Source organism: Streptomyces sp. CHD11, from assembly GCF_018638295.1.
Taxonomy (GTDB): domain Bacteria; phylum Actinomycetota; class Actinomycetes; order Streptomycetales; family Streptomycetaceae; genus Streptomyces.
The window spans coordinates 1-23,791 of the sequence record NZ_JABTTS010000050.1 but is presented as its reverse complement, the minus strand read 5'-3'; the positions used below and the strand labels follow the sequence as shown (position 1 = coordinate 23,791).

Below are 23,791 nucleotides of genomic sequence, written 5' to 3'. Positions count from 1 at the left end.
GGGATACCCCAGCCGAGCGCCTACGTGATCTACTCACCACCTGAAACCAAGTGGTGTTGCGACGACCCCTTGAACCTAAGACTCGCCGGGGCCCTCCTCCCGCGCTTCCTCCCGCCCCCGCCGGAGGCGCTACGCGTCGCCGCCCGCCGCCCCCGGGTCCGCCGCGGCGACGTCCAGCAGCTGGTACCGGTCGATCGCCTGCTTCAGCACCGACCGGTCCACATGCCCCTCCCGGGCCAGCTCCGTCAGGACCGCCACCACGATCGACTGGGCGTCGATGTGGAAGAACCGCCGGGCCGCGCCGCGGGTGTCGGCGAAGCCGAAGCCGTCCGCGCCCAGCGACTGGTACGTCCCCGGCACCCAGCGCGCGATCTGGTCCGGCACCGACCGCATCCAGTCGGACACCGCCACCACCGGGCCCTGGGCCGCCGCCAGCTTCCGCGTCACGTACGGCGTGCGCTGCTCCTCCTCGGGGTGCAGCAGGTTGTGCCGCTCGCAGTCCACCGCCTCGCGCCGCAGTTCGTTCCAGGAGGTGGCCGACCAGACGTCGGCTCGGACGTCCCAGTCCTCGGCGAGGATCCGCTGCGCCTCGACCGCCCACGGCAGCGCGACACCGGACGCCAGGATCTGCGCGGGCAGGGAGCCCGCCGTGCCCTCGGCGAAGCGGTAGAGCCCCTTGACGATGCCCTCGGCGTCCACGTTCTCGGGCTCGGCCGGGTGCTGGATCGGCTCGTTGTAGACGGTCAGGTAGTAGAAGACGTCCTCACCGTGCGGGTGCTCCTCGTCGCTGCCGTACATCCGGCGCAGCCCGTCCCGCACGATGTGGGCGATCTCGAAACCGAACGCCGGGTCGTAGGCGACGCACCCCGGGTTGGTGGAGGCCAGCAGCTGCGAGTGGCCGTCGGCGTGCTGGAGCCCTTCACCGGTCAGTGTCGTGCGCCCCGCGGTCGCACCCAGGACGAAACCGCGCGACAGCTGGTCGGCCATCTGCCAGAACTGGTCGCCGGTGCGCTGGAAACCGAACATGGAGTAGAAGACGTACACCGGGATGAGCGGCTCGCCGTGTGTGGCGTAGGCCGAGCCCGCGGCGATCAGCGAGGCCGTGCAGCCGGCCTCGGAGATGCCGTCGTGCAGCATCTGCCCGGTCGGCGCCTCCTTGTAGGCGAGCAGCAGCTCCCGGTCCACGGACTCGTACTGCTGCCCGAGCGGGTTGTAGATCTTCGCGCTCGGGAAGAAGGAGTCCATGCCGAACGTGCGGTACTCGTCCGGTGCGATCAGTACGAACCGCCTGCCGATCTCCTTGTCCCGCATCAGGTCCTTCAGGAGCCGGACAAAGGCCATGGTGGTCGCGATGGACTGCTGGCCGGAGCCCTTCTTCACGGTCGCGTACGTGTTGTCCCCGGGCAGCTGCAGGGGCTTCGACCGCACCACCCGCGTCGGCACGTACCCGCCGAGGGACCTGCGGCGGTCGTGCATGTACTGCATCTCCTCCGTGTCCGGGCCCGGGTGGTAGTAGGGCGGCAGACCGGACTCGAGGTCCTTGTCGGCGATCGGCAGGTGCAGCCGGTCCCGGAAGTGCTTGAGGTCGTCGACCGTCAGCTTCTTCATCTGGTGCGTGGCGTTGCGGCCCTCGAAGTTCGGGCCCAGCGTCCAGCCCTTGATCGTCTTGGCGAGGATCACCGTCGGCTGGCCCTTGTGCTCCAGGGCCGCCTTGTACGCCGCGTAGATCTTGCGGTGGTCGTGACCGCCGCGGCCCAGGTGCAGGATCTGGTCGTCGGTCATGGACTCGACCATCGCGCGCAGCCGGTGGTCGTCGCCGAAGAAGTGGTCGCGAATGTACGCGCCCGACTCGGTGGCGTACGTCTGGAACTGACCGTCCGGCGTGGTGTTCATCTTGTTGACCAGCACACCGTCGCGGTCCTGGGCCAGCAGTGGGTCCCAGGTGCGGTCCCAGACCAGCTTGATCACGTTCCAGCCGGCGCCCCTGAAGACCGACTCCAGCTCCTGGATGATCTTTCCGTTGCCGCGCACCGGACCGTCGAGCCGCTGCAGGTTGCAGTTGACGACGAAGGTGAGGTTGTCCAGGCCCTCCCGCGCGGCGATGGACAGCTGGCCCAGCGACTCCGGTTCGTCCATCTCCCCGTCGCCGAGGAACGCCCACACGTGCGACTTCGACGTGTCCGCGATGTCGCGCGCGTGCATGTAGCGGTTCATCCGCGCCTGGTAGATCGCACCGATCGGGCCGAGCCCCATCGACACGGTCGGGAACTCCCAGAAGTCCGGCATCGAGCGCGGGTGCGGGTACGAGGACAGCGCGTACGGAGCCTTCGACTTCTCCTGCCGGAAGCCGTCCAGATGCCGGTCGCTCAGCCGGTCCAGCAGATACGCGCGGGCGTAGATGCCCGGCGAGGCGTGGCCCTGGAAGAAGACCTGGTCACCGCCGTCGCCCTCGTCCTTGCCGCGGAAGAAGTGGTTGAACCCCACGTCGTACAGCGACGCGGAGGACGCGAAGGTGGCGATGTGGCCGCCGACCCCGATGCCCGGCCGCTGCGCGCGCGAGACCATCACGGCGGCGTTCCAGCGGGTCGCGTTGAGGATCTTGCGCTCGATCTCCTCGTTCCCCGGGAAGAACGGCTCGGCCCGGGTCGGGATCGTGTTGACGTAGTCCGTACTGCGCATCTCGGGAACGGCCACGCGCCTGGCGCGAGCACGTTCGATCAGTCGCAGCATGAGGTAGCGGGCCCGCTCCCGGCCGCGCTCGTCGACCGCGGCGTCGAGGGAGTCGAGCCACTCCTGGGTTTCCTCGGGGTCGAAGTCAGGAACCTGACTCGGAAGGCCGCCAATGATGATCGGGTTGCGATCGGATGCGGAAGCCACGCTGTTCCTTACCTGTCAGAGGGCCGTGAAAGGGCCGCCGTTTCGCTGGTACGGCCCAGTGTGCGCCGCTCCCCATGGTCCACCTCGGGACCGTCGGCGTCATCTCTACCGGGAGGTAATCCACGCCCGCGGCCAGTACGGTATGTATGGGGCTCGTCCATTCGAGTCTTCGTACACGTAGACGGTTCCCAAAGGGCCAAACGGGACACAAAGGTGTGGGCTGCGTCACTGCGGGCCATGATGGTGTGCCTGGAGTTGCGGTGACCCGGCCAGGATCGTCACCGTTTCGGCGGTCTGCACGGCCGGGTACTTGCGCGATCGGTCCCGCCCGTGTGGACTACGGCCAATGCTGCGCGCACGCGCGTGGCTGAGACATTCCCAAGACACATGATCAGGAGGCAACCCGTGAGCGCGACCGCGGACCACGCGGAGGAGCGGACGAACCCTGCCGCCAGGCTGGGGTTCCAGCCCGGGCAGGTGGTCCAGGAGATCGGCTACGACGAGGACGTCGACCAGGAGCTCCGCGAGGCCATCGAGGGCGTCATCGAGACTGACCTGGTCGACGAGGACTACGACGACGTGGCCGACGCCGTTGTGTTGTGGTTCCGCGACGACGACGGCGACCTGACGGATGCGCTGGTGGATGCCGGCACGTACATCGAAGAGGGTGGGGCGATCCTGCTCCTCACGCCGAAGACAGGCCGTTCGGGCTACGTCGAGCCGAGTGACATCTCGGAAGCCGCCACCACGGCGGGGCTGACGGCGGCCAAGAGCGTCAGCGTCGGCAAGGACTGGAGCGGCAGCCGGCTGGCCACCCCCAAGGCGGCCAAGTCGAAGCGGTGAACCGTCCCGGACGGGCCGGCCGCGTTCCGCGGCTGCCCGTCCGGCGGACCGTCGTACATCCTGCGTAGGGTGATCGGAGCGAACCACCCCGAAGGGATGATCACGACGATGGCGATCCAGGTGGGCGACAAGGCCCCCGACTTCGAGCTCAAGGACAACCACGGGGCGACCGTGCGGCTCTCCGGCTTCCGGGGACGGAAGAACGTGGTGGTCATCTTCTACCCGTTCGCCTTCACCGGAGTGTGCACCGGAGAGCTGTGCGAGGTGCGTGACAACCTGCCGCGGTTCTCCGACCGCGACACCCAGGTGCTCGCCGTCTCCAACGACTCCATCCACACCCTGCGCGTCTTCGGCGAGCAGGAGGGCCTGGAGTACCCGCTGCTCAGCGACTTCTGGCCGCACGGCGACGTCTCGCGTGCCTTCGGTGTCCTCGACGAGGACAAGGGGTGCGCGGTGCGCGGGACCTTCATCATCGACAAGGAGGGTGTCGTGCGCTGGACCGTCGTCAACGCTCTGCCGGACGCCCGCGACCTGGACGAGTACGTGAAGGCGCTCGACACCCTGTGATCGTTCGTCTCCCGGGCCTGCGGGCTCCGGGAACCCCTCACTAGGATCGATTCGTTGATCCGACATCCGACGCACGACGGGGCACCCCGCCCCTGGACACCAATGGAGGACTCGTGGGAGTCAGCCTCAGCAAGGGCGGCAACGTATCGCTGAGCAAGGAAGCGCCGGGCCTGACCGCGGTCATCATCGGGCTGGGGTGGGACATCCGCACCACGACCGGCACCGACTTCGACCTGGACGCCAGCGCCCTGCTGCTGAACAGCTCGGGCAAGGTCGGCAGCGACGCCAACTTCATCTTCTTCAACAACCTCAAGAGCCCGGACGGCTCGGTCGAGCACACCGGTGACAACCTCACCGGCGAGGGCGAGGGCGACGACGAGCAGATCAAGATCAACCTCGCCGGCGTCCCCGCGGACATCGAGAAGATCGTCTTTCCGGTCTCCATCTACGACGCCGAGAACCGCCAGCAGTCCTTCGGCCAGGTGCGCAACGCGTTCATCCGTGTCGTCAACCAGGCCGGCGGCGCCGAGATCGCGCGCTACGACCTGTCGGAGGACGCCTCCACCGAGACCGCCATGGTCTTCGGTGAGCTGTACCGGCACGGCGCGGAGTGGAAGTTCCGCGCCATCGGCCAGGGCTACGCCTCGGGCCTGCGCGGCATCGCGCAGGACTTCGGTGTGAACGTCTGAGACGGCCACCTGGGCGGCGACGCCCGGCCCGGCCGCCTCGCGCGGCCACACCGCCCGGCGCCGCACGGTTTACGTGCGGCGCCGGACGTGCACTACCACCCTTGAGAAACACCAAACCGGAGGGGGAGCAGCATCATGGGCGTCACGCTTGCCAAGGGGGGGAACGTCTCCCTGTCCAAGGCCGCACCGAACCTCACCCAGGTGATGATCGGACTGGGCTGGGACGCGCGTTCCAGCACCGGAGCCGACTTCGACCTGGACGCCAGCGCGCTGATGTGCAGCGGCGGGCGGGTGATGGGTGACGACTACTTCATCTTCTACAACCAGCTCACCAGCCCGGACGGCTCGGTCGAGCACACCGGCGACAACCTCACCGGTGAGGGCGAGGGTGACGACGAGTCCCTGCTGGTCGACCTGCCCAAGGTGCCGCAGAGTTGCGAGAAGATCGTCTTTCCGGTCTCCATCCACCTGGCCGATGAGCGCGGCCAGACGTTCGGCCAGGTCAGCAACGCCTTCATTCGCGTGGTGAACCAGGCGGACGGCCAGGAACTGGCGCGTTACGACCTGAGCGAGGACGCCTCCACGGAGACCGCGATGATCTTCGGAGAGCTCTACCGCTACCAGGGTGAGTGGAAGTTCCGCGCAGTGGGGCAGGGGTACGCGTCGGGGCTGCGCGGCATCGCTCTAGACTTCGGAGTCAACGTTTCGTAAAGCCGACTGCGGCGTCCGTACAGCCGACTACGGCAGCGGGGGAGACCCGTACACACACCTGGGGTAGCCAGTGGTTCTGAAAACCTTCGGCTGGTCGTTCGCGGTTACCGCGCTCGGTCTGGTCGCGGCGTTCCTCTTCGGGGGGTGGACCGCCTTCGGCATCGTGGCGATCCTCTCCATCCTGGAGATTTCGCTGTCCTTCGACAACGCGGTGGTCAACGCCGGAATCCTGAAGAAGATGAATGCCTTCTGGCAGAAGATCTTCCTCACCATCGGCATCCTGATCGCCGTCTTCGGTATGCGGCTGGTCTTCCCCGTCGTCATCGTCGCCGTCAGCGCTCAGCTCGGTCCGATCGAGGCCATCGACCTCGCGCTCAGCGACAAGGACCGTTATCAGGAGCTCGTCACCGACGCACACCCGGCGATCGCCGCGTTCGGTGGCATGTTCCTGCTCATGATTTTCCTGGACTTCATCTTCGAGGACCGGGACATCAAGTGGCTCGGCTGGATCGAGCGCCCGCTCGCCAAGCTCGGCAAGGTCGACATGCTGTCGGTCTGCGTCGCGCTGATCATCCTGCTGGTCTCCGCCATCACCTTCGCGACCCAGGCCCACCAGCATGGCGGGGCTCATGTCGACAAGGCGAGCACGGTCCTTCTCTCCGGCATCGGCGGTCTGATCACCTACATGATCGTGGGCGGTCTCTCCGGCTTCTTCGAGGGCAAGCTCGAGGATGAGGAGGAGCGCGAACACGAGGAGGAGAAGAAGGCCGAGCGGGAGGGCAAGCCCACATCGGCCGTCGCCCTGGCCGGCAAGGCCGCGTTCTTCCTGTTCCTCTACCTCGAGGTCCTGGACGCGTCCTTCTCCTTCGACGGTGTCATCGGCGCCTTCGCCATCACCAACGACATCGTCCTGATGGCCCTCGGCCTCGGTATCGGCGCCATGTACGTCCGTTCGCTCACGGTCTACCTGGTCCGCCAGGGCACCCTGGACGACTACGTCTACCTGGAGCACGGCGCGCACTACGCGATCGGCGCCCTGGCGATGATCCTGCTCGTCACCATCCGGTACGAGATCAACGAGATCGTCACCGGCCTCATCGGCGTCGTCCTGATCGGTGCCTCCTTCTGGTCGTCGGTGCGCCGCAACAGGCGGGTGGCGGCGGCCGAGGGGAAGGACGCCGTGAAGATGGAAGTCTCCTCCGGGGTGTGACAGCCCTGCGAATGAGGAACGCTTCCGACGGGGCGGGGGTTCGACGAGCGGACTTGGGGCGGGAATGGGATTCCTGGACGGACTGTGGCGGGGCCGCGAGAGCGCCTTCGACTCGGGCAACGCGGCGACCAACGCCATCGAGCTGACCAAACGGCACGGGCAGGTGTCCCTGACCGAACAGGGCGCGGCCACCGGCCACCTCCGGATCAACCTGAGCTGGCGGATGCGTACCTCCGACTTCGGCGGCCCTCAGCGGGAGAGCCTGCTGCGCCACCCCTTCAGGGCGCTCAAACCGCCGGAAGTGGTCGCCCACAGCCAGTCCATGGTCAACGTCGACCTCGACCTGGGCTGTCTCTACGAACTGCAGGACGGCACCAAGGGCGTCGTCCAGCCCCTCGGCGGTCTCCTCGGCGACGTCAACGCGCCGCCGTACGTCAAGCTCAGCGGCGACGACCGGTTCGGCTCGGCCTCCGGCGAGACGATGTACGTCAACCTCGACCAGTCCGAGAGCATCAAGCGCCTGCTGGTCTTCGCCTACATCTACGACCAGACCCCCGCCTTCGACCGTACGCAGGCCGTCGTCACGCTGTACCCGAGCAACGGACCGCGGGTCGAGATCAGCCTCGACGAACGCCACCCCCAGGCCCGCTCCTGCGCCGTGGTGATGATCGAGAACGTCAAGAACGAGATCATCGTCCGCCGCGAGGTGAGGTTCGTCTACGGCTTCCAGGCGGAACTGGACCGGCTCTACGGCTGGGGCCTGCAGTGGGGCAGGGGCTACAAATCCAAGGCCGGGCGGTGAGCCCGGTCCTGAGCGGTGAGCCGGCCCCGCCTGCCGTCCGCCGGCCCGCTAACGCCCGATGAACTGAGGTCCCTGCGGCGGCAGCCGGAAGTCAGGTCCCGGGGACGCGGAGGGGGCGGGGGGCGGCGGGAATCCGTACCCGGACACCGCACCCGCGGCGGCCGTGGCGGGCGCGGGCGGGTAGCCGTAGGCGGGCCCGCCCGCCGGATGCGGATAACCGTAGGCCGGCTGCGTGGCCGGGGGCTGCTGCGGCGGATAGCCGTACGCGGGCTGCGCGGGCACGCCCGCGGGCTGCTCGGGCGGCAGGGGCCGGGACACCTCGGGGGCCGGTACGAGCGGCGCCTGCGGCTGGGTCAGGGCCTCGGAGGAGACACCGCCGGGGGTCTGCGTCGTGGCGGGCGGCCGCTGGGCGGCGCCGTCCGTCCCGGACTCCGGCAGGGCCTCCGGCTCCTCGACCGAGATGCCGAAGTCGGTCGCCAGACCCTCCAGCCCGTTCGAATAGCCCTCGCCGAGCGCCCGGAACTTCCAGCCGTCCCCGCGCCGGTACAGCTCGCCGCAGATCAGCGCGGTCTCCTCGCCGGTCTCCGGCTTGATGTCGAAGTGTGCCAGCGCCTCCCCGTCGGCGTCCTGCGCGTCGTAGAGCAGGATGCGCAGCGCCCGGACACGGTCGAAGGTGACATCGTCCGCCGAGGCGATCAGCAGAATCCGGCCGACGCCGGCCTCGACACCGGCGAGGTCGGTCTGGATCGTGTCGGTCAGGTGCTCGGCGACGCGCTTCTTGCCGAGCCTCCACACCTGCCCGGAAGGATGCCGCGGCTGGTTGTAGAAGACGAAGTCCTCGTCGGAGCGCACCCGGCCGTCGAGACCGAGCAGCAGCGCGGAGGCGTCGACGTCCGGTACCCCCTGCCCGGGCGACCAGCGCAGCACGGCGCGTACGGTGGTGGCCTCGAGAGGGACGTTCGACCCCTTCAGCATCGCGTGCGTCATGTGGTCATCCTGCCCTCTCCGTCCTGCTCACGACAACGTGGGGGGTTCAGTTCGAAACGGCCGGGTTACCTGAAGTTCATGCCGGCAGGGAACCGCCGACATGGATATCTACGTACTATTACCGGCCACCTTCCGACATTCCACAGATTCCACTGATGCCACGGGGGAGCTCCATGCGTCATTTCGGTCACATCACCCCTGCGGTGCGGAAACGTCTCTTCTTCCGGGAGCCCGGGGAGTTCACGCCCCGGTCCCCGGCGCGGCTGCTCTCCGCCGCCCTCGGTGCCACGCTCTACAGCCCCGCGACCCGGCCCCGGCTCGCCGACGACGTGGTCAAGCAGGGCGCTCAGGGTGTGGTCTCCATGGTGCTGTGCCTGGAGGACTCCATCGGCGACGCCGACGTGATGGCCGGCGAGGAGAACCTCGTACAGCAGTTCGCCGACCTGGCCGGACGGCCGGCGGCCGACCTGCCGCTGCTGTTCATCCGGGTCCGGACCCCCGGGCAGATCCCCGACCTGGTCCGCCGCATCGGCCCCGCCGCCTCGCTGCTGTCCGGATTCGTCCTGCCCAAGTTCACCGCCGAACGCGGACTGCCGTTCCTCGAGGCGCTGGCCGCCGCCGAGTCCGAGAGCGGCCACCGGCTGTTCGCCATGCCCGTCCTGGAATCCCCCGAGCTGCTGTACCGCGAGTCCCGCGTGGAGACCCTGGAGGGCATCTTCCGCGCCGTCGACAAGTACCGCGACCGCGTGCTCGCGCTGCGCCTGGGCGTGACCGACTTCTGCTCCTCCTACGGGCTGCGCCGGGGCCCCGACATGACGGCGTACGACATTCAGGTCGTCGCCTCCGTCATCTCCGACGTGGTGAACATGCTGGGCCGCGCCGACGGCACCGGATTCACCGTGACCGGACCGGTCTGGGAGTACTTCCGCGTCCAGGAGCGCATGTTCAAGCCACTGCTCCGGCAGAGCCCCTTCCACGAGGTCAAGGCCGTCGCACTGCGCCAGAAGCTCATCGAGCACGCCATGGACGGCCTGCTCCGGGAGATCTCCCTCGACCGGGCCAACGGCCTGCTGGGCAAGACCTGCATCCACCCGTCCCACGTCCTGCCCGTGCACGCCCTGTCCGTGGTCAGCCACGAGGAGTTCAGTGACGCCCAGGACATCGTCCGGCCGGAACGCGGCGGCGGGGGTGTACTCAGGTCGGCCTACACCAACAAGATGAACGAGGTGAAGCCGCACCGCGCCTGGGCCGAGCGGACGCTGCTGCGCGCCGAGGTCTTCGGCGTGGCCAACGAGGACATCGGCTTCGTGGAACTGCTCGCGGCGGGCCTGGAGGACTGACGGGGATGGAGAAGGCTGTGGACGAGGGGATGCGCCACCCGGCGCGTCGGACGGCACCGGCCGGCGAGGACATATGGTCCGGCAGCTGGGTCACCCGGCGGCTCGGGGTCGAGCTGACCGGAGACGAGGAACTGCCCGGCCTGCTGGGAATGGCGCTGCGCCGCAACCCCAAGCGGGCCCATCTGCTGGTCTCCAACGTCCTCGGCAAGCACGTGCCCCAGTCCCCGTCGGTCGTCTACGGCCACGGCTTCGAGCTCGGCCGCAGGGTACGGGAGCTGCTCGGACCCTCGGCACGGGACGCGGTCGTCCTCGGCTACGCCGAGACCGCCACCGGACTCGGCCACTGTGTGGCCGACGGTCTCGGCGTCGCCCCCTGCCTGCACTCCACGCGCCGCCCCGTCGCGGGGACGGCCACGGCCGGAGGCTTCGAGGAGGCCCACTCCCACGCGACGTCCCACCTGCTGCTCCCCGAGGACCCGTCCCTGCTGGCGGGAGGCGGCCCGCTGGTCCTGGTCGACGACGAGTTCTCCACGGGCAACACCGTGCTGAACACCGTCCGCGATCTTCACGCGCGGTACCCGCGGGAGCGGTACGTGGTCGTCGCCCTCGTCGACATGCGGTCACCGGCGGACGCGGGGCGGCTGGACGCGTTCGCGGACGGGATCGGGGCGCGCATCGACCTGGTGACGGTCGCCTCGGGCACGGTGCGGCTGCCCGACGGCGTGCTGGAGAAGGGACGGGAACTGGTGGCGCGGTACGAGAGCGCCACGGAGGCCGGCCGGCCGGCCGCGGCGCCGTCGGGGCCGGCCGCCCAGGACGGGCCGCAGCGGAACGACGGCCTCACGCACGTGGAGCTGCGCTGGCCGGCCGGCCTCCCCGACGGGGGACGGCACGGATTCACCCCCGCGCACCGCGTCCGCCTGGAGCACGCGCTTCCCGGCATGGCGGCCCGCCTCGCGCGGGCACTGCCGGACGGCGCCCGCCGCGTACTCGTCCTCGGCTCCGAGGAGCTGATGTACGTCCCGCTGCGTCTCGCGGACGAGCTGGAGCGGACCACCGGCGCCGAGGTGCGTTTCTCCACCACCACCCGTTCACCCGTCCTCGCCGTCGACGACCCCGGCTACGCGATACGCACCCGCCTGGTCTTCCCCGCCCACGACGACCCCGCCGACGGCCCCGGCGACCGCTACGCCTACAACGTCGCCGGCGGCGGTTTCGACGCCGTCGTCGCCGTGGTCGACTCCACCGCCGACACCCCCGTGCTGCACGCGCCCGGCGGCCTGCTCGCCCGGCTCGCCGGGCACACCCCGCACGTCCTCCTCGCGGTCGTACCGTCGTACGTACCCGCCGCCTCCCAGGACGCCCCCGAAAGGCCCGCCCCCATGCTGCCCGACCCGCTCAGAGGCCCCGCCTTCTCCTCGTACGCGCCCGAGGAGGTCGGCTGGCTGCTCCAGGACCTCTCCGGCGTGACCCTGGAGGCGCCGACCGAGGAGCGCGAGGAGGCCATCCAGAGCGGCGGCGCCCACTACGCGGAGTCGCTGCCCGAGGAGTACCAGCCCAGCGAGCAGTACCAGCGGCTCTTCCACACGGCCCTCGGGGAGTCGGCGGCCCGCCTCGCCCACGCCGTGGGCGTGGTCACCGAGACCGTCCTCGCGGAGCGGTCACCCCGCCCGGTGCTGGTCTCCCTGGCCCGCGCGGGCACCCCCGTCGGCATCCTGATGCGCCGCTGGGCACAGCACCGCCACCAGCTCGACCTCCCGCACTACGCCGTCTCCATCGTCCGCGGCCGGGGCATCGACGCCAACGCGCTGCGCTGGCTGGCCGCCCACCACGACCCCAGGGACGTGGTGTTCGTCGACGGCTGGACCGGCAAGGGCGCCATCACCCGCGAACTCGCCCAGGCGGTCGAGGAGTTCGAGAAGGCCGAGGGCGTCACCGGCTTCGACCCGGAGATCGCGGTCCTCGCCGACCCCGGCTCCTGCGTCCGCACCTACGGCACCCGCGAGGACTACCTGATCCCCTCCGCCTGCCTCAACTCCACCGTCTCCGGCCTGATCTCACGCACCGTGCTCCGGTCCGACCTGGTCGGACCGGACGACTTCCACGGCGCGAAGTTCTACCGCGAACTCGCCGCCGCCGACCTGTCGGTGGCCTTCCTCGACGCCGTCTCCGCCCGCTTCGAGGAGGTCACGGACGCGGCCTGCGCCCAGGCCAAGGAACTCCTCGCCACCGACCGCACCCCGACCTGGGAGGGCTGGGCCGCGGTCGAGCGGATCAGTGAGGAGTACGGCATCCACGACGTGAACCTCGTCAAACCCGGCGTCGGCGAGACCACCCGGGTGCTGCTGCGCCGGGTGCCCTGGAAGGTGCTGGCACGGGCCGGAGCGGGCAGCGACCTCGACCACGTCCGCCTGCTCGCCGGGCAGCGCGGCGTGCCCGTCGAGGAGGTCGACGGACTCCCGTACACCTGTGTGGGGCTGATCCACCCCCGGTACACGCGGGGCGCGACCGGCGCCGACGGCAAGGCGGTGACCCGCTGATGCCCGTCATCGTCGCCAGCGACCTCGACCGCACCCTCATCTACTCCGCCGCCGCCCTCGCCCTGACCATGCCCGACGCGCGGGCGCCGAGGCTGCTGTGCGTGGAGGTCCACGAGAGCAAGCCGCTGTGCTACATGACGGAGACGGCGGCGCAGCTCCTCACCGAGCTCGGTGACGAGGCCCTGTTCGTCCCCACGACGACCCGTACCCGCAAGCAGTACCAGCGCATCAACCTCCCGGGCCCACAGCCCACCTACGCGATCTGCGCCAACGGCGGCCACCTCCTCGTCGACGGCGAGAGCGACCGGGACTGGCACGCCCGGGTGCTGGCCCGGCTGTCCGAGGAGTGCGCCCCGCTGTCCGAGGTGCAGGAGCACCTGCTGCGGACCGCCGACCCGGTGTGGGTGCGCAAGCACCGCGTCGCCGAGGACCTCTTCGCCTACCTCGTCGTCGAGCGTGAGCTGCTGAGCGAGGAGTGGGTGAAGGAACTCGCGGTGTGGGCGGAGAACCGCGGCTGGACGGTGTCCCTCCAGGGCCGCAAGATCTACGCCGTGCCCAAGCCGCTCACCAAGAGCGCGGCCATGCGCGAGGTCGCCCGCCGCACCGGCGCCGAACTCACCCTCGCGGCCGGCGACTCCCTCCTCGACGCCGACCTGCTCCTGGCCGCCGACAGCGGCTGGCGCCCGGGGCACGGCGAACTCGCCGACGCCGACTGGACGGCCCCCGCGGTGAGGGCCCTTCCCGAGCGGGGCGTGCTGGCCGGGGAGCGTATCCTGCGCGAGTTCCTGCGAACGGTGCGCGCACCGCGGTGACCCGCACCGGGTCGCGGTGACGCCGGGCTGCGGTGACCCCGGCGTTCCGTGCCGGGCCGTGGTGTCGCGCGTCGACTGTGTGCGGTGTTGCGTGTCGGGCAGTGGTGTCCCGTGCCGGGCCGCGTGGTGCCCGTGCCGAGTTCCGTGCCGCGCCGAGTCCCGTGCCGGGCCGCGTGGTGCCCGTGCCGAGTTCCGTGCCGCGCCGAGTCCCGTGCCGCGCCGAGTCCCGTGCCGGGCCGCGTGATGCCCGCGCCGAGTCCCCTGCCGGGCCGTGGTGCCCGCGTCGGGGGCCGTGGTGTGTCGGTGCTCGCCCGGGCGGTGGGGCGGCCTGAGTGCGCCGCCGGCGCCGGGAAGCCCGGTCTCAGTGCTCGTGCCGCCGGCCGGTGAGCGCGTCCGGGTCGGCGGCACGGAGCTGCCGGGTGGGGTGGTCCTCCCCGGGGGCGTCCGGCGGACGGCTCTCCCCGGTGTCCCTGCGTCCGCCGCGCCGCCGGCGCCCGGCCCCCGGCCGTCGCAGCCGCAGGACCACGAACACCAGCACCGTCAGCAAGGCCACCCCGAGCGCCACCTTCGAGTACGCCGAGGCGACGGCGGTGACCTGCTCCCAGTTGTCCCCCAGCGCGTAGCCCGCGAGCACGAACACCGTGTTCCAGATCGCGCTGCCCAGCGCGGTCAGACCGAGGAACACCGGCAGCCGCATACGCTCCACACCGGCCGGTACGGAGATCAGACTGCGGAAGATCGGGATCATCCGGCCGAAGAACACGGCCTTGGTCCCGTGCCGCAGGAACCACGCCTCCGTCTTCTCGATGTCGGAGACCTTCACCAGCGGCAGCCTGCCCGCGATCGCCACCGTCCGTTCCCGGCCGAGCAGCGCGCCCACCCCGTACAGGGCGAGCGCGCCGACGACGGAGCCGAGGGTGGTCCACAGCAGCACCTCGAACAGACCCATCCGCCCGCTGCTCGCGGCGAACCCCGCCAGCGGCAGGATCACCTCGCTGGGCAGGGGCGGGAAGAGGTTCTCCAGCGCGATCGCCAGGCCGGCCCCGGGGGCGCCCATGGCGTCCATGAGGTCGTTGACCCACTGCGGCCCGGCGCTCCCGTCCCCGGCCGCCGTGATCGTGAGCGCTGCGATGGCTGTCATGCCCCCACGCTAGAAAGGCGAAGCTGAAGAAAACCTGAAGGGACGCCCCGGCCAGGCGCTGTGCGGGGCCCCGCCGAACCGGCGGCCGACTGCACAGGCCGGGACGGCAAGGGGCGGCGGGCGAGCAAGCGAGCCGTGGCGGTCAGCCGCAGCAGCCGCCACCGCAGCAGCCGCCGCCCGCGGACGGAGCGGGGGCCGTGGCGGCCGCGGTGCCGCCGACAGCGACCGTGGAGAGGAGCTTGACCGTGTCGTCGTGGCCCCCGGGGCAGGCCGCGGGGGCGGAGGACTCCGCCATGGGGCGGCTCAGTTCGAAGGTGTCGCCGCAGGTCCGGCAGCGGTACTCGTAGCGAGGCATGGGCACAGGTTAACCGGGCGGGCGGCCACCGCGCCGGTCACTGGCCGCCGCCGCCCCGTTCCTCACGGATCTGCGCCACCACCCGGCCCGCCGTCGTCCGTACCGCCTCCGTCTCCGTCAGGAAGTGCCAGTAGTCGGGGTGGCGCCCCTCCAGGCCGGTGACGGCCCGCTCCAGCCGGGCCACGGCGTCGTCCAGGGGCCGGGCGTGGCGCGGGTCGGGAGTGTGACGGCCAGCCATCGCGAGCCGCTGGGCGTCCCGGATGGCGAACCGGGTGCGTTCGATCTCCTGCTCGGGGTCCTTCTGCACCGCGTTCAGCTGCCGCAGCCGGTCACCGGCGGCCGACACGGCCTCGTCCGTCGTGTTCAGCAGCGCCCGCGCGGTCGACAGCAGGGCGGTCGCGTCCGCCCAGCGCTGCTCCTCACGGGCGGCCCTGGCCTCGGCGAGCCTGGCCTCGGCCTGCCCCACGTTCTCCGCGGCCTCGACGGGCACGCCCTGGAGGTCCTGCCAGCAGGCGGCGGTGAAGCGGCGGCGCAGTTCGCTGAGCACCGGTTCGACCTGCTCGGAGCGGGTGGTGAGGGCCTGGGCACGGGTGCGCAGGGAGACCAGCCGGCGGTCGATCTCGGCGGCCCGCTCCGGCAGCCGCTCGGCCTCCGCGCGTACCGCCTCGCCCTCGCGGGTGACCCGCTCGGCCCGCTCCAGGGTCGCCGGCACCCCGTGCTGCCCGGCCCCCTGGTTCAGCTTGGTGAGTTCCGGGGAGAGGGTGGCGAGCCGGGCGGCCAGGTCGTCGGCCTTCAGCCCCGAGCCGCGCGCGGTGTCGAGGGCGTTCGAGGCGGCGAGCAGCGCCTGCCGGGCCCGCTCGACGGCGGGTGCCAGCCGGGCCAGCTGGGTCTCGGCCTTGCCGAGGAGCGGACCGAGCCCGTCGGTGAACCGGTCCAGCTCCTGCTTGACCCGCCCCAGCTCCTCCTTGGCGGCGGTCAGCTCGGCGCGGGCCCGGGAGGCCGCCGACGCCTCCAGATCGTCCCGGTCCAGGTCGTACGCGTCCACGGCGTCGATGTACCGGTGGCTGGCCTCGTCGATCCGCCGGCCCAGCGCGTCGAAGTCGGACACCGCGCGGCGGGCGGCGGGGGACGCGTCGACGGCGGTGATCGTCTCGATGGAGATCCGCAGATCACGCTGGGCGGTGTCGAGTTCGTAGAACGCGGCCGCGGCCGCGTCCTTGGCGGCCTGTGCCTCCGCCCGCTCGTTCTCCGCCCGCCCGCCGAACCAGCGCCGGGTGCCGCCGCCGGCGAACGCGGCGGGCAGCACCAGTGCCAGGGCCAGTGGCAGTCCCGCGACGACGAGCGCGTCCCGCAGTGGACCGGGGGCCCGGCGGGGGCGGCGCCCCGGCGGGAGAGTAGGTACGGCGCGACGCATGCGAGGCACGCGCGGCTCCGACGGTGGGTACGGCCGCGCTGGTGTCGCCGTCACATCCCTCTCCCGTACTGTCGTTCGCCCTGCCCGGTGCCATTGTCCCACCGGTGGAGGACGAACACACGGGCCCGTCAGTTCGCTGTGCGAACCGTGAGATTCCCGTCGCCGGTGCGGGCGGTCACTTCGTGGGAGCTGGAGTCGTCGCGCGGCACGGACACGTTCTCGCCGCCGTCGCCGGTCTCGGTGTCCACCCGGTAGGTGGCCCGGGGCAGCTCGATGGTCAGCGAACCGTCGCCGCTGCGGGACTCCACCAGGTCGGGCACGGTACCGAGTTGGAGGTGGATCGAGCCGTCGCCGCTGTGGGCGCGCACCGTACGGGAGGAGACCTTCGCGTGCACCGATCCGTCACCGGTGCGCAGATCGAGGGGGCCGGTGGAGTCGGTGACGTGGACGGAACCGTCCGTCGTACGGATGCTCAGCGCGTCGCGGAGGCCCGTGGCCCGCACGGTGCCGTCCTTCTCCCGGACCTCGACGGCCACACCGCGCGGCACCTCGACGCGGTGCTTGGCGTCGCAGTCGGTGATGAGACCCGCGCACTTCTGGCGCAGCACCAGCCGGTCGCCCTCCATGGACCAGGTGATCTTCGCGTCCGAGCCCATGACGACCCTGCCCCGGAACCAGCGGGTGACCTCGATCCGGTCCGAGGGGCGGCCGTCCACGGCGACGATCTCGAGGTCGGATTCGTCGGAGTCGATGGTGAGGGTGCTGCCCGGCAGATCGAAGGAGCGGCGGTCGGGATCGTCGTCCTCGGTCGCCGACGACCCGCAGGCGGTCAGGCCCGCGAGAAGCACCGCGGTGGCCCCGGCGAGGGTGAGGGCGCGTGTCCGCGCGGAACGGGTCGCGGTGCGGGCGGCGGTGCGGGACGTACGGGTCATGGCAGTCTCCCCCAGGGACGGACAGTGCCGCCCGACAGTGGTGTTCGAGCGCTCTTCGACCGTACGGACGCCATGCCCGGCGGGGGATCCGGACGACTACCGGATCCGGGGTGGGGATAGCCCCCGGGAGAACTTCCGGGAGTGGCCGCGGTCCGGGCCCCCCGCCCGACCTTGCGATACGGGTTTGCCGGTCCGTGTCATGGCCCGTGTAGGCTGTCGACTCGACCTGGGCACGCGGCCCGGGTCCCGGGTGCGTAGCTCAGGGGTAGAGCGCCTGCCTTACAAGCAGGATGTCGGCGGTTCGAAACCGTCCGCGCCCACCGTGACCGACGGCCCCCGGAGATTCTCCGGGGGCCGTCGTCGTCATGCCGTGCCGCCCTGTTGCCGCTCGCCCTCGCCCTCCGGAACGTCCTCGTGGGCGTGCTTGAGCCGGGCGCGGGCGTGGAGCCGGTCGGAGCCGGTGACCGCCGCCCAGTAGCGGTGGGTGCTGACGAACACCGCGAGCTCGTGCTCCCGCCGTCTGAGCTTCTCGACCTCGGCCTGTTCGTCCTCGGTCCAGCCCGGTGAGGCGGGGCGCTCGATCTTGCGCCAGCCGTTGTCGTCGCTGAACCCGTCGAGGGGTTCGACCGACCAGGGGAGCCGCTTCAGCAGGGCCGACAACTCGGTCCGGACCTGATGCAGTTCCTCCTGACCGGCGAGGAGGTCACTCGGAAAGTCATAGGTCGCAGCCACGGCACAATGATACGCCTGTTCGAATTTGGGTGGCGAGTTGGCCGGGCGAGTCGCTGAGAGGTCTCGCGGGATCCGTTCCCGTCGTGGCCGTGGGCGGGACCGCGCGTCAGACTGGGGGCATGTGCCGGAGTATCAAGACCCTGCGTCCGCCCGTACTGCCCGAGGAGGCCACGGAGGAGGAGATCCGGGCCGCCGCCCTGCAGTACGTGAGAAAGGTGTCCGGCTTCCGGACGCCGGCCGCGCACAACCGGGAGGTGTTCGAACGGGCGGTGGACGCGGTCGCGGAGGCGACGGCGGAGTTGCTGGCGGGCCTGGAAGTGCGCGGGGGCGCCGCACGGCAGGCGGCGGGGTGACCAGCCGCTCCCGGCCCCGGGCTTGATGTTCGCTGTGGGGCGGGGTGAGCGGTGGGGCGGGGTGAGCTGTGGGTCAGGACGCCTCTGTGGGGTGCGGGAGGGGGCGGCGGCGCATCAGATAGCCCGCGCCCGCGCCCGCCGCGAACAGCGCGCCCACCGACACCGCCGTCGCCAGCCAGGTCGCGCCCAGCCAGGCCGCCCCGAAGTAGCCGAGAGCCACGCTGTACCCGGCCCAGGACAGTCCCGCCAGCGCCGACCAGGGCAGGAAGTCGCGGGCGCGGTGACGTGCCGCGCCGGCGCCGAGGGAGACCACCGAGCGACCGGCCGGGGCGAAACGGGCGAGGACGACCAGGGCCCCGCCGCCGCGCGTCAGTGCGGCGCCGAGACGTTCCTGCGCGGTGGTCAGCCGCCGGCTGCGGGCGATGGCCCGGTCCAGACGGGCGCCGCCGCGCCAGGCGAGGCGGTACGCCACCAGGTCACCGAGGACGGACGCGGTGGCGGCGCAGAGCGTCAGCACCAGGATGTCGGGAACATCGGTCGCCGTACCGGCCGCCGCCGCGGTGGCCGCGGTGATCACCAGTACCCCGCTGGGCAGCACCGGGAGGAAGACGTCGAGCAGGACCGACAGGGCCACCGCCGCATAGATCCATGGGCTGCCGACCAGCGACCCCAGACTTTCCACCACAACTCCCCGATGCGCCCCCGTTGGCCGGCCTCGGCCGCGCTGTCGCGGAGGGGGCGGCAGGAGTGGCAGAAGTGTGGCCGATGACCGCCATACAGCGTACGCCCGGTAAGTGACAGAAAGGTCACGGGGGGTTCGCGCGGCCGGTTCCCGGAGTTCGCCCTCCCGTCGGAAGGAGTCCGGCGTGCCCCGCACCGGCGCGGGCGGCGCCCTCCCCGGCGTGTCGGAGGGGAGGGCACCGCCCGGCCGTCCGGGGCGGCCGGTGACGGCCGGGCCGTCAGGCGGTCACCGGCTCCTGCTCCGTCGTCCGCGTCCGCCGGACGTCCGGCGACGACCGCCTGGCGAACAGGCGGTCCAGGCCGAAGGCGCCGGAGCCGGTGAACACCAGCAGGAGCATGGCCCAGCAGTACATGGCCGCGCCCTCGCCGTTGTTCTCTATCGGCCACAGGGCCTCGGGCTGGTGGACCTTGAAGTACGCGTACGCCATCGCGCCGGAGGAGATGAACGCCGCCGCCCGGGTGCCGAGCCCGAGCAGGACGAGACTGCCGCCGACGAGTTCGATCAGGGCCGCGTACCAGCCCGGCCAGGTGCCGGTACCGACGGTGCCGCCGTCGCCGTCGACGCCGCCGAGCAGGCCCAGCAGGGACACGGCGCCGTGGCAGGCGAAGAGCAGGCCGACGACCATGCGGAACAGGCCCAGCACATACGGCTGGGCGCTGTTGAGCCGTCCGGTCATGTGGGTGTCTCCTTCGGTCAGGCCGACCCCGGGCGGGGCCGGTCCGGGGGGACGGAACCGAGTCGGATTCCCACGCTATGAGCGCCGGTTACTTACTTGCAAGTTCAACATTCGGCCACCGGTTCGCGCCGTTCCGGCAGCTCGGAAGCCTGCCGTCGCACGTCAGTACGGCCCCGCGGTGCGTCCGGCGTCCGGAGGCATGACCGAATACACCCCCTGCCGCACAGGCGCCTCACAGGTGCCGGTGGCCTCACCGGCTCAGCCGGGTCTCCGACACCGTGCCCAGCCGTGCCCCGGCCCCGTTCTCCTCCCGCCGCGCGTGCTCCAGCCGCAGCACCGCCGAACGCCCGTGGGCGGTCAGCGTCATGAGCTGGTTGCCGAACCAGGGCCCGCCCGTCCTGCGCCAGCCCACCGCGGGGCGGCCCAGCCCGCCGTGCCGCGCGAACAGCCGCCCGAGCCCCCGCGCGGCGGCGCTCCACCCGAAACGGAAGCCGAGCCTTATCGACAGCGGAATGGAGTTGTGCACCGGGGAGCAGGTCAGCTGCACCACCCGGGCGTCCGGTGCCGCCCTCCCCGGCCAGCTCGGCTCGGCGACATAGGCGTGGTGCACGTCCCCGGAGAGCACACACACCGTCGCCGGTGCCCCCGGCCCCGTACCGGCCTCGGCGATCAGCTCCGCCAGTTCGTCGAACGACTGCGGGAAGGCGGACCAGTGCTCCAGGTCCGCCGCGCGCCGCAGCCTCTCCCCGAGCCGCGCCCAGCGGGGGCCCTTGCCGCCCCGGCAGAGCACGGCACTCCACGCCTCGACGTCGTGCACCAGATGGGGCAGCAGCCAGGGCAGGGACGTGCCGATCAGCAGATGGTCGTAGGCGTCGCGTCCGTCGAGGACCTGGTCGCGCAGCCAGCCGGCCTCGGACCGGTCCAGCATGGAGCGCCGGTCCTCCTCCAGGACGCGGGCCGCGCGGCTGTCCACCATCACCAGACGCACCCGGCCGAAGTCACGCCGGTAGCTCCAGCGCACCGCGGTCGCGTCGGCCTCCGCCCGGGCGGCGAAGGCGCGCAGCGCGTCGGTACCGTCCGGACGCTCCCGGACGGCCGCGTACAGCGGATCGGCCTCGAGGTCGGCGGGGGAGAGGTTGCCCAGGTGCTGGTGCACCCAGTACGACATCAGACCGCTGAGCACCCGCTCCCGCCACCACGACGTGGCGCGCATGTCCTCGACCCAGGAGGCGGAGGTGTTCCAGTCATCGATCACGTCGTGGTCGTCGAAGATCATGCACGTGGGCACGGTGGACAGCAGCCAGCGGACCTGGGGGTCGAGCCAGGACTCGTAGTAGAGGTGGGTGTACTCCTCGTAGTCGGCCACCTGGATGCCCGGGGGCTCCCTGAGGTCGCGGCGGGCGGCGAGCCACTCCTGCGTGGCGTCGGACGTCTCGTCGGCGTACACCTGGTCGCCGAGGAGCAGCAGGACGTCGGGCCGTTCGCCGGCCGGGTCGGCGGCGATGCGCCTGGCCAGCGCGTCCAGGGCGTCCGGGCCGACCGGATCGGGTTCGCCGGTGGGCGGGGAGGCCCAGCGGCAGGAGCCGAAGGAGATGCGCGCGAGGCCGTCGGGGCCCGGGGTGGCGATCACGGAGGGCGGGAACGACGGGAAGGGGTCCTCGGGCAGCGGCCACACCCGCGTGCCGTCGAGGAACACCTCGTACGGGGTGGCCGTGCCCGGGGTGAGACCGGTGACCTGGACGAGGGCGTAGTGGTGGCCCGCGACCTGGAAGGTGCGGGTCCTCCCGCCGGCCCCGTTCCCGTCCGGGCAGCGCACCTCGACGGTCCCCGGACGGCCGGTCTCGGCCCAGACGGTCGCGGACGAACCGTCGACGTACCTCAGCAGCGGTCCGAGCCGCAGTCCGGCCATGATGGTGACCCCTTCCTCCGTCGCCCCGTACGGTACGCAGCGGCGGAGGCCGCCGGGGAGACCTCCGCGCCCGGCGGTTCGCCGGGCGTACCGGGGACGGGGTACCCCGCGTCTTCGCGGAGGACCCCGGTGGCCCCCGGCCGCCCCGGTGGTCCGGAAGGCGTCAGCAGCTGGCGAGGTACCCCTGCAGGGCGGACTTCTCGGACGTGTCGACCGACAGGTCGTAGTAGTACTTCACCTGTACCCAGGCCCGGACGTACGTGCAGCGGTAGGCCGAGCGCGACGGCATCCAGGTGGCGGGGTCCTGGTCGCCCTTGGACTGGTTGACGTTGTCGGTGACGGCGAGGAGCTGCGGACGGGTCCGGTCGTTGGCGAAGGCCTGGCGCCGGGAGGTGGTCCAGGAGCCGGCGCCGGAGTCCCATGCCTCGGAAAGCGGCACGAGATGATCGATGTCGACGTCGGAGGCGGCGGACCAGGTGGCGCCGTCGTACGGGGAGTACCAACTGCCGCTGGTGGCGGCGCAGGAGGAGTTGGTGACGACGTTCGTGCCGTCGCGCTTGAGGATCGTCTCGCGCGTGTTGCAGGTGCCGCTGACGGTGATCCAGTGCGGGAACAGGTCGCGGTCGTAGCCGGCGCGGTTCTCGGTGCGCACGGGCAGGGCGGAGAGGTAGCCGCGGGCGGTCGCGGCGCTGACCGGGGTGGGGAGGGCGGCGGAGGCGGCCGGCGCGTTGAAGAGGCCGATGGAGGCTATGAGTCCGGTGAGCGCCGCGGCTGTGCCGAGCCGTCGACGCGCGTAGAACTTCGACATGCGAACTCCCTTGAGGGGTGGGGTCGTTGGCGTGCGGGCAGGGGAAATGCTCGCCGCGCCGCGTTGCGGGGAGGGGTGGGTACGGTAAGAAGCTAGTGACGCGCGCATGTCACGTCCATGGTTGACGTGTGAAGTTTCCGCGCACGCGGGTGGCGGCTGCGGGGTCATGAGGTCGGGGCGGGCCTCGCGTACCATGGGCGGCGCGAAGGGGAGTAGCCCTACGCCGGACCGTCGACATACTGCTCAGCCCGTCTGAGCCGGCGCCCGGAGGCAGGTCTCACGTGGTGGGGCCGGCCGGCGAGACCTTCGGCAAGCAGTGCACGCCCGTGTCCGACGGCACGGGCGTCGTGTGCGCTGCCGTGCCGAGGTGTTCCGCGCAGATCGCAGCACTCTCGGTGGGGCAGCCCGACCGATTGAGGAACCGTTGATCAGCCTGACCGTGACGGCCGTCGTCTTCGGCGTCGTCTTCCTCGCCGAACTGCCGGACAAGACCGCCCTCGCCGGCCTCGTCCTCGGCACCCGTTACCGCGCCTCCTACGTCTTCGCCGGTGTCGCGGCCGCCTTCGCGCTGCATGTCGCTCTCGCGGTGGCGGCCGGCAGCGTGCTCACGCTGCTGCCGCAGCAGATCGTGCACGCCGTCACGGGCGTGCTCTTCCTGGGCGGCGCGGCGGTGCTGCTGTTCAAGAAGGACGAGGACGAGGAGGAGGTCCGCAAGCCGGAGAACCAGAGTTTCTGGAAGGTGTCCGGGGCGGGCTTCATGCTGATCCTCGTCGCCGAGTTCGGTGATCTCACCCAGATCATGACGGCCAACCTCGCCGCCCGTTACGACGACCCGCTCTCCGTCGGCCTCGGCGCGGTCCTCGCGCTGTGGGCGGTGGCCGGACTCGGCATCGTCGGCGGCAAGGCGCTGATGAAGCGGGTCCCGCTGAAGCTGATCACGCGGATCGCGGCGCTGCTGATGCTGGGGCTCGGGGTGTGGAGCCTCTGGGAGGCGGTCACCGTCTGACGCGTGCCCTCGCGGGTGGCGGCGGGTCCGGTGAGTGGCGCCCGGGGGGCGGGAGCCGGGCAGTGGCGTTCCGCCGTGGGCGACGGCGTCGTCGCCCACGGCGGACGAGCGGCCGAAGTGTCGTGGGCCGGGGGCCGGCGGAGCCGGGGCACCGGCGGCGAGGCGCGGCGTCCGCCGCCGTGAGGTGCGGGGTGTGGCGTCGGCGGGGGCGGTGGACCACGGCCGGCGCCCGCGACAACGCCCTGGTCCGCGCCATGCTCACCGGCTGCTGGGGCGAACGCCTGCCCACGCCCGCCCTGCCGCCGGTGCCGTCCGGCTCCACCGCCCCCGCCCAGCGCCGCGCCG

General features: G+C 71.5%; 22 protein-coding genes, 1 tRNA gene and 1 pseudogene. 13 read left to right on the top strand and 11 right to left on the bottom strand.

Annotation, left to right across the window (positions count from 1 at the left end; translation table 11 throughout):
• Nucleotides 1-129 precede the first annotated feature (129 nt).
• Nucleotides 130-2,877, bottom strand: coding sequence for a pyruvate dehydrogenase (acetyl-transferring), homodimeric type (aceE, locus tag HTV45_RS32285; protein ID WP_215209451.1), 2,748 nt, complete (start codon nucleotides 2,875-2,877; stop codon nucleotides 130-132).
• Between the two features lie 405 nt (nucleotides 2,878-3,282).
• Here aceE and HTV45_RS32280 point away from each other — a divergent pair, with 405 nt between their 5' ends.
• From HTV45_RS32280 to HTV45_RS32255, 6 genes are all read left to right on the top strand, one after another.
• Entirely contained in the window at nucleotides 3,283-3,720 is a 438-nt protein-coding gene (locus HTV45_RS32280; protein WP_215209450.1) for a DUF3052 domain-containing protein, read from the top strand.
• A gap of 108 nt (nucleotides 3,721-3,828) precedes the next feature.
• Complete coding sequence (locus tag HTV45_RS32275) at nucleotides 3,829-4,287, top strand: peroxiredoxin (protein WP_215209453.1); 459 nt, start codon at nucleotides 3,829-3,831, stop codon at nucleotides 4,285-4,287.
• 113 nt (nucleotides 4,288-4,400) lie between these two features.
• A complete protein-coding gene (locus tag HTV45_RS32270) occupies nucleotides 4,401-4,976 on the top strand; it encodes a calcium homeostasis/redox stress adaptation protein (protein ID WP_103543837.1) in 576 nt (191 codons plus the stop codon).
• A gap of 135 nt (nucleotides 4,977-5,111) precedes the next feature.
• Nucleotides 5,112-5,687 carry a TerD family protein gene (locus tag HTV45_RS32265; protein ID WP_215209449.1) on the top strand — a complete coding sequence of 192 codons (576 nt, stop codon included), beginning with the start codon at nucleotides 5,112-5,114 and terminating at the stop codon, nucleotides 5,685-5,687.
• Nucleotides 5,688-5,757: 70 nt separating this feature from the next.
• On the top strand, nucleotides 5,758-6,897 hold the full coding sequence (locus HTV45_RS32260; protein WP_215209448.1) for a DUF475 domain-containing protein: 1,140 nt from the start codon (nucleotides 5,758-5,760) through the stop codon (nucleotides 6,895-6,897).
• A gap of 64 nt (nucleotides 6,898-6,961) precedes the next feature.
• Nucleotides 6,962-7,699 carry a Tellurium resistance gene (locus HTV45_RS32255; protein ID WP_215209447.1) on the top strand — a complete coding sequence of 246 codons (738 nt, stop codon included), beginning with the start codon at nucleotides 6,962-6,964 and terminating at the stop codon, nucleotides 7,697-7,699.
• Nucleotides 7,700-7,747: 48 nt separating this feature from the next.
• Here the strand turns inward: HTV45_RS32255 and HTV45_RS32250 are convergent, their stop codons facing one another.
• Nucleotides 7,748-8,686, bottom strand: a complete 939-nt coding sequence (locus HTV45_RS32250; RefSeq protein ID WP_215209446.1) for a TerD family protein — start codon at nucleotides 8,684-8,686, stop codon at nucleotides 7,748-7,750.
• 173 nt (nucleotides 8,687-8,859) lie between these two features.
• Here HTV45_RS32250 and HTV45_RS32245 point away from each other — a divergent pair, with 173 nt between their 5' ends.
• The 3 genes from HTV45_RS32245 to HTV45_RS32235 are packed head-to-tail and all read left to right on the top strand — an operon-like array spanning nucleotide 8,860 to nucleotide 13,378.
• A complete protein-coding gene (locus HTV45_RS32245) occupies nucleotides 8,860-10,026 on the top strand; it encodes an HpcH/HpaI aldolase/citrate lyase family protein (protein ID WP_215209445.1) in 1,167 nt (388 codons plus the stop codon).
• Nucleotides 10,027-10,055: 29 nt separating this feature from the next.
• Nucleotides 10,056-12,566 carry a phosphoribosyltransferase gene (locus tag HTV45_RS32240; protein WP_251693306.1) on the top strand — a complete coding sequence of 837 codons (2,511 nt, stop codon included), beginning with the start codon at nucleotides 10,056-10,058 and terminating at the stop codon, nucleotides 12,564-12,566.
• Entirely contained in the window at nucleotides 12,566-13,378 is an 813-nt protein-coding gene (locus HTV45_RS32235; protein ID WP_215209443.1) for an HAD family hydrolase, read from the top strand. Before HTV45_RS32240 ends, HTV45_RS32235 begins: the two co-directional genes overlap by 1 nt.
• 361 nt (nucleotides 13,379-13,739) lie before the next feature.
• On the opposite strand, the gene HTV45_RS32230 is transcribed toward HTV45_RS32235, so the two are convergent.
• The 4 genes from HTV45_RS32230 to HTV45_RS32215 form a co-directional block, all read right to left on the bottom strand.
• Entirely contained in the window at nucleotides 13,740-14,519 is a 780-nt protein-coding gene (locus HTV45_RS32230; RefSeq protein WP_215209442.1) for a DedA family protein, read from the bottom strand.
• A gap of 142 nt (nucleotides 14,520-14,661) precedes the next feature.
• Nucleotides 14,662-14,874, bottom strand: coding sequence for a zinc ribbon domain-containing protein (locus HTV45_RS32225; RefSeq protein WP_215209441.1), 213 nt, complete (start codon nucleotides 14,872-14,874; stop codon nucleotides 14,662-14,664).
• A gap of 37 nt (nucleotides 14,875-14,911) precedes the next feature.
• Nucleotides 14,912-16,288 (bottom strand): hypothetical protein, encoded by a 1,377-nt coding sequence (locus tag HTV45_RS32220; RefSeq protein WP_215209452.1) that lies wholly within the window; start codon nucleotides 16,286-16,288, stop codon nucleotides 14,912-14,914.
• A gap of 128 nt (nucleotides 16,289-16,416) precedes the next feature.
• Nucleotides 16,417-17,220, bottom strand: coding sequence for a DUF4097 family beta strand repeat-containing protein (locus HTV45_RS32215; RefSeq protein WP_215209440.1), 804 nt, complete (start codon nucleotides 17,218-17,220; stop codon nucleotides 16,417-16,419).
• A 248-nt stretch (nucleotides 17,221-17,468) separates the two neighbouring features.
• On the opposite strand from HTV45_RS32215, the gene HTV45_RS32210 reads away from it, so the two are divergent.
• Nucleotides 17,469-17,540, top strand: a tRNA-Val gene (locus HTV45_RS32210).
• A 43-nt stretch (nucleotides 17,541-17,583) separates the two neighbouring features.
• On the opposite strand, the gene HTV45_RS32205 is transcribed toward HTV45_RS32210, so the two are convergent.
• A complete protein-coding gene (locus HTV45_RS32205) occupies nucleotides 17,584-17,952 on the bottom strand; it encodes a hypothetical protein (protein ID WP_215209439.1) in 369 nt (122 codons plus the stop codon).
• A 119-nt stretch (nucleotides 17,953-18,071) separates the two neighbouring features.
• Between HTV45_RS32205 and HTV45_RS32200 the strand changes: the two genes are divergently transcribed.
• Nucleotides 18,072-18,305 (top strand): DUF2277 domain-containing protein, encoded by a 234-nt coding sequence (locus HTV45_RS32200; protein ID WP_215209438.1) that lies wholly within the window; start codon nucleotides 18,072-18,074, stop codon nucleotides 18,303-18,305.
• Between the two features lie 73 nt (nucleotides 18,306-18,378).
• On the opposite strand, the gene HTV45_RS32195 is transcribed toward HTV45_RS32200, so the two are convergent.
• The 4 genes from HTV45_RS32195 to HTV45_RS32180 all read right to left on the bottom strand — a co-directional run bounded on the left by HTV45_RS32195 (nucleotide 18,379) and on the right by HTV45_RS32180 (nucleotide 22,440).
• Nucleotides 18,379-18,990: a DedA family protein gene (locus tag HTV45_RS32195; RefSeq protein ID WP_215209437.1), complete on the bottom strand. Its 612-nt coding sequence runs from the start codon at nucleotides 18,988-18,990 to the stop codon at nucleotides 18,379-18,381.
• Nucleotides 18,991-19,264: 274 nt separating this feature from the next.
• Nucleotides 19,265-19,723, bottom strand: coding sequence for a DoxX family protein (locus HTV45_RS32190; protein WP_215209436.1), 459 nt, complete (start codon nucleotides 19,721-19,723; stop codon nucleotides 19,265-19,267).
• Nucleotides 19,724-19,973: 250 nt separating this feature from the next.
• Nucleotides 19,974-21,632: an alkaline phosphatase D family protein gene (locus HTV45_RS32185; protein WP_215209435.1), complete on the bottom strand. Its 1,659-nt coding sequence runs from the start codon at nucleotides 21,630-21,632 to the stop codon at nucleotides 19,974-19,976.
• 163 nt (nucleotides 21,633-21,795) lie between these two features.
• The gene (locus tag HTV45_RS32180; RefSeq protein ID WP_215209434.1) at nucleotides 21,796-22,440 is read right to left on the bottom strand and encodes an HNH endonuclease family protein; all 645 of its coding nucleotides are present in this window, start codon (nucleotides 22,438-22,440) and stop codon (nucleotides 21,796-21,798) included.
• Nucleotides 22,441-22,864: 424 nt separating this feature from the next.
• On the opposite strand from HTV45_RS32180, the gene HTV45_RS32175 reads away from it, so the two are divergent.
• Nucleotides 22,865-23,446 carry a TMEM165/GDT1 family protein gene (locus HTV45_RS32175; RefSeq protein WP_215209433.1) on the top strand — a complete coding sequence of 194 codons (582 nt, stop codon included), beginning with the start codon at nucleotides 22,865-22,867 and terminating at the stop codon, nucleotides 23,444-23,446.
• 212 nt (nucleotides 23,447-23,658) lie between these two features.
• Nucleotides 23,659-23,791: pseudogene (locus HTV45_RS34660) on the top strand (TetR/AcrR family transcriptional regulator); the annotation flags it as partial.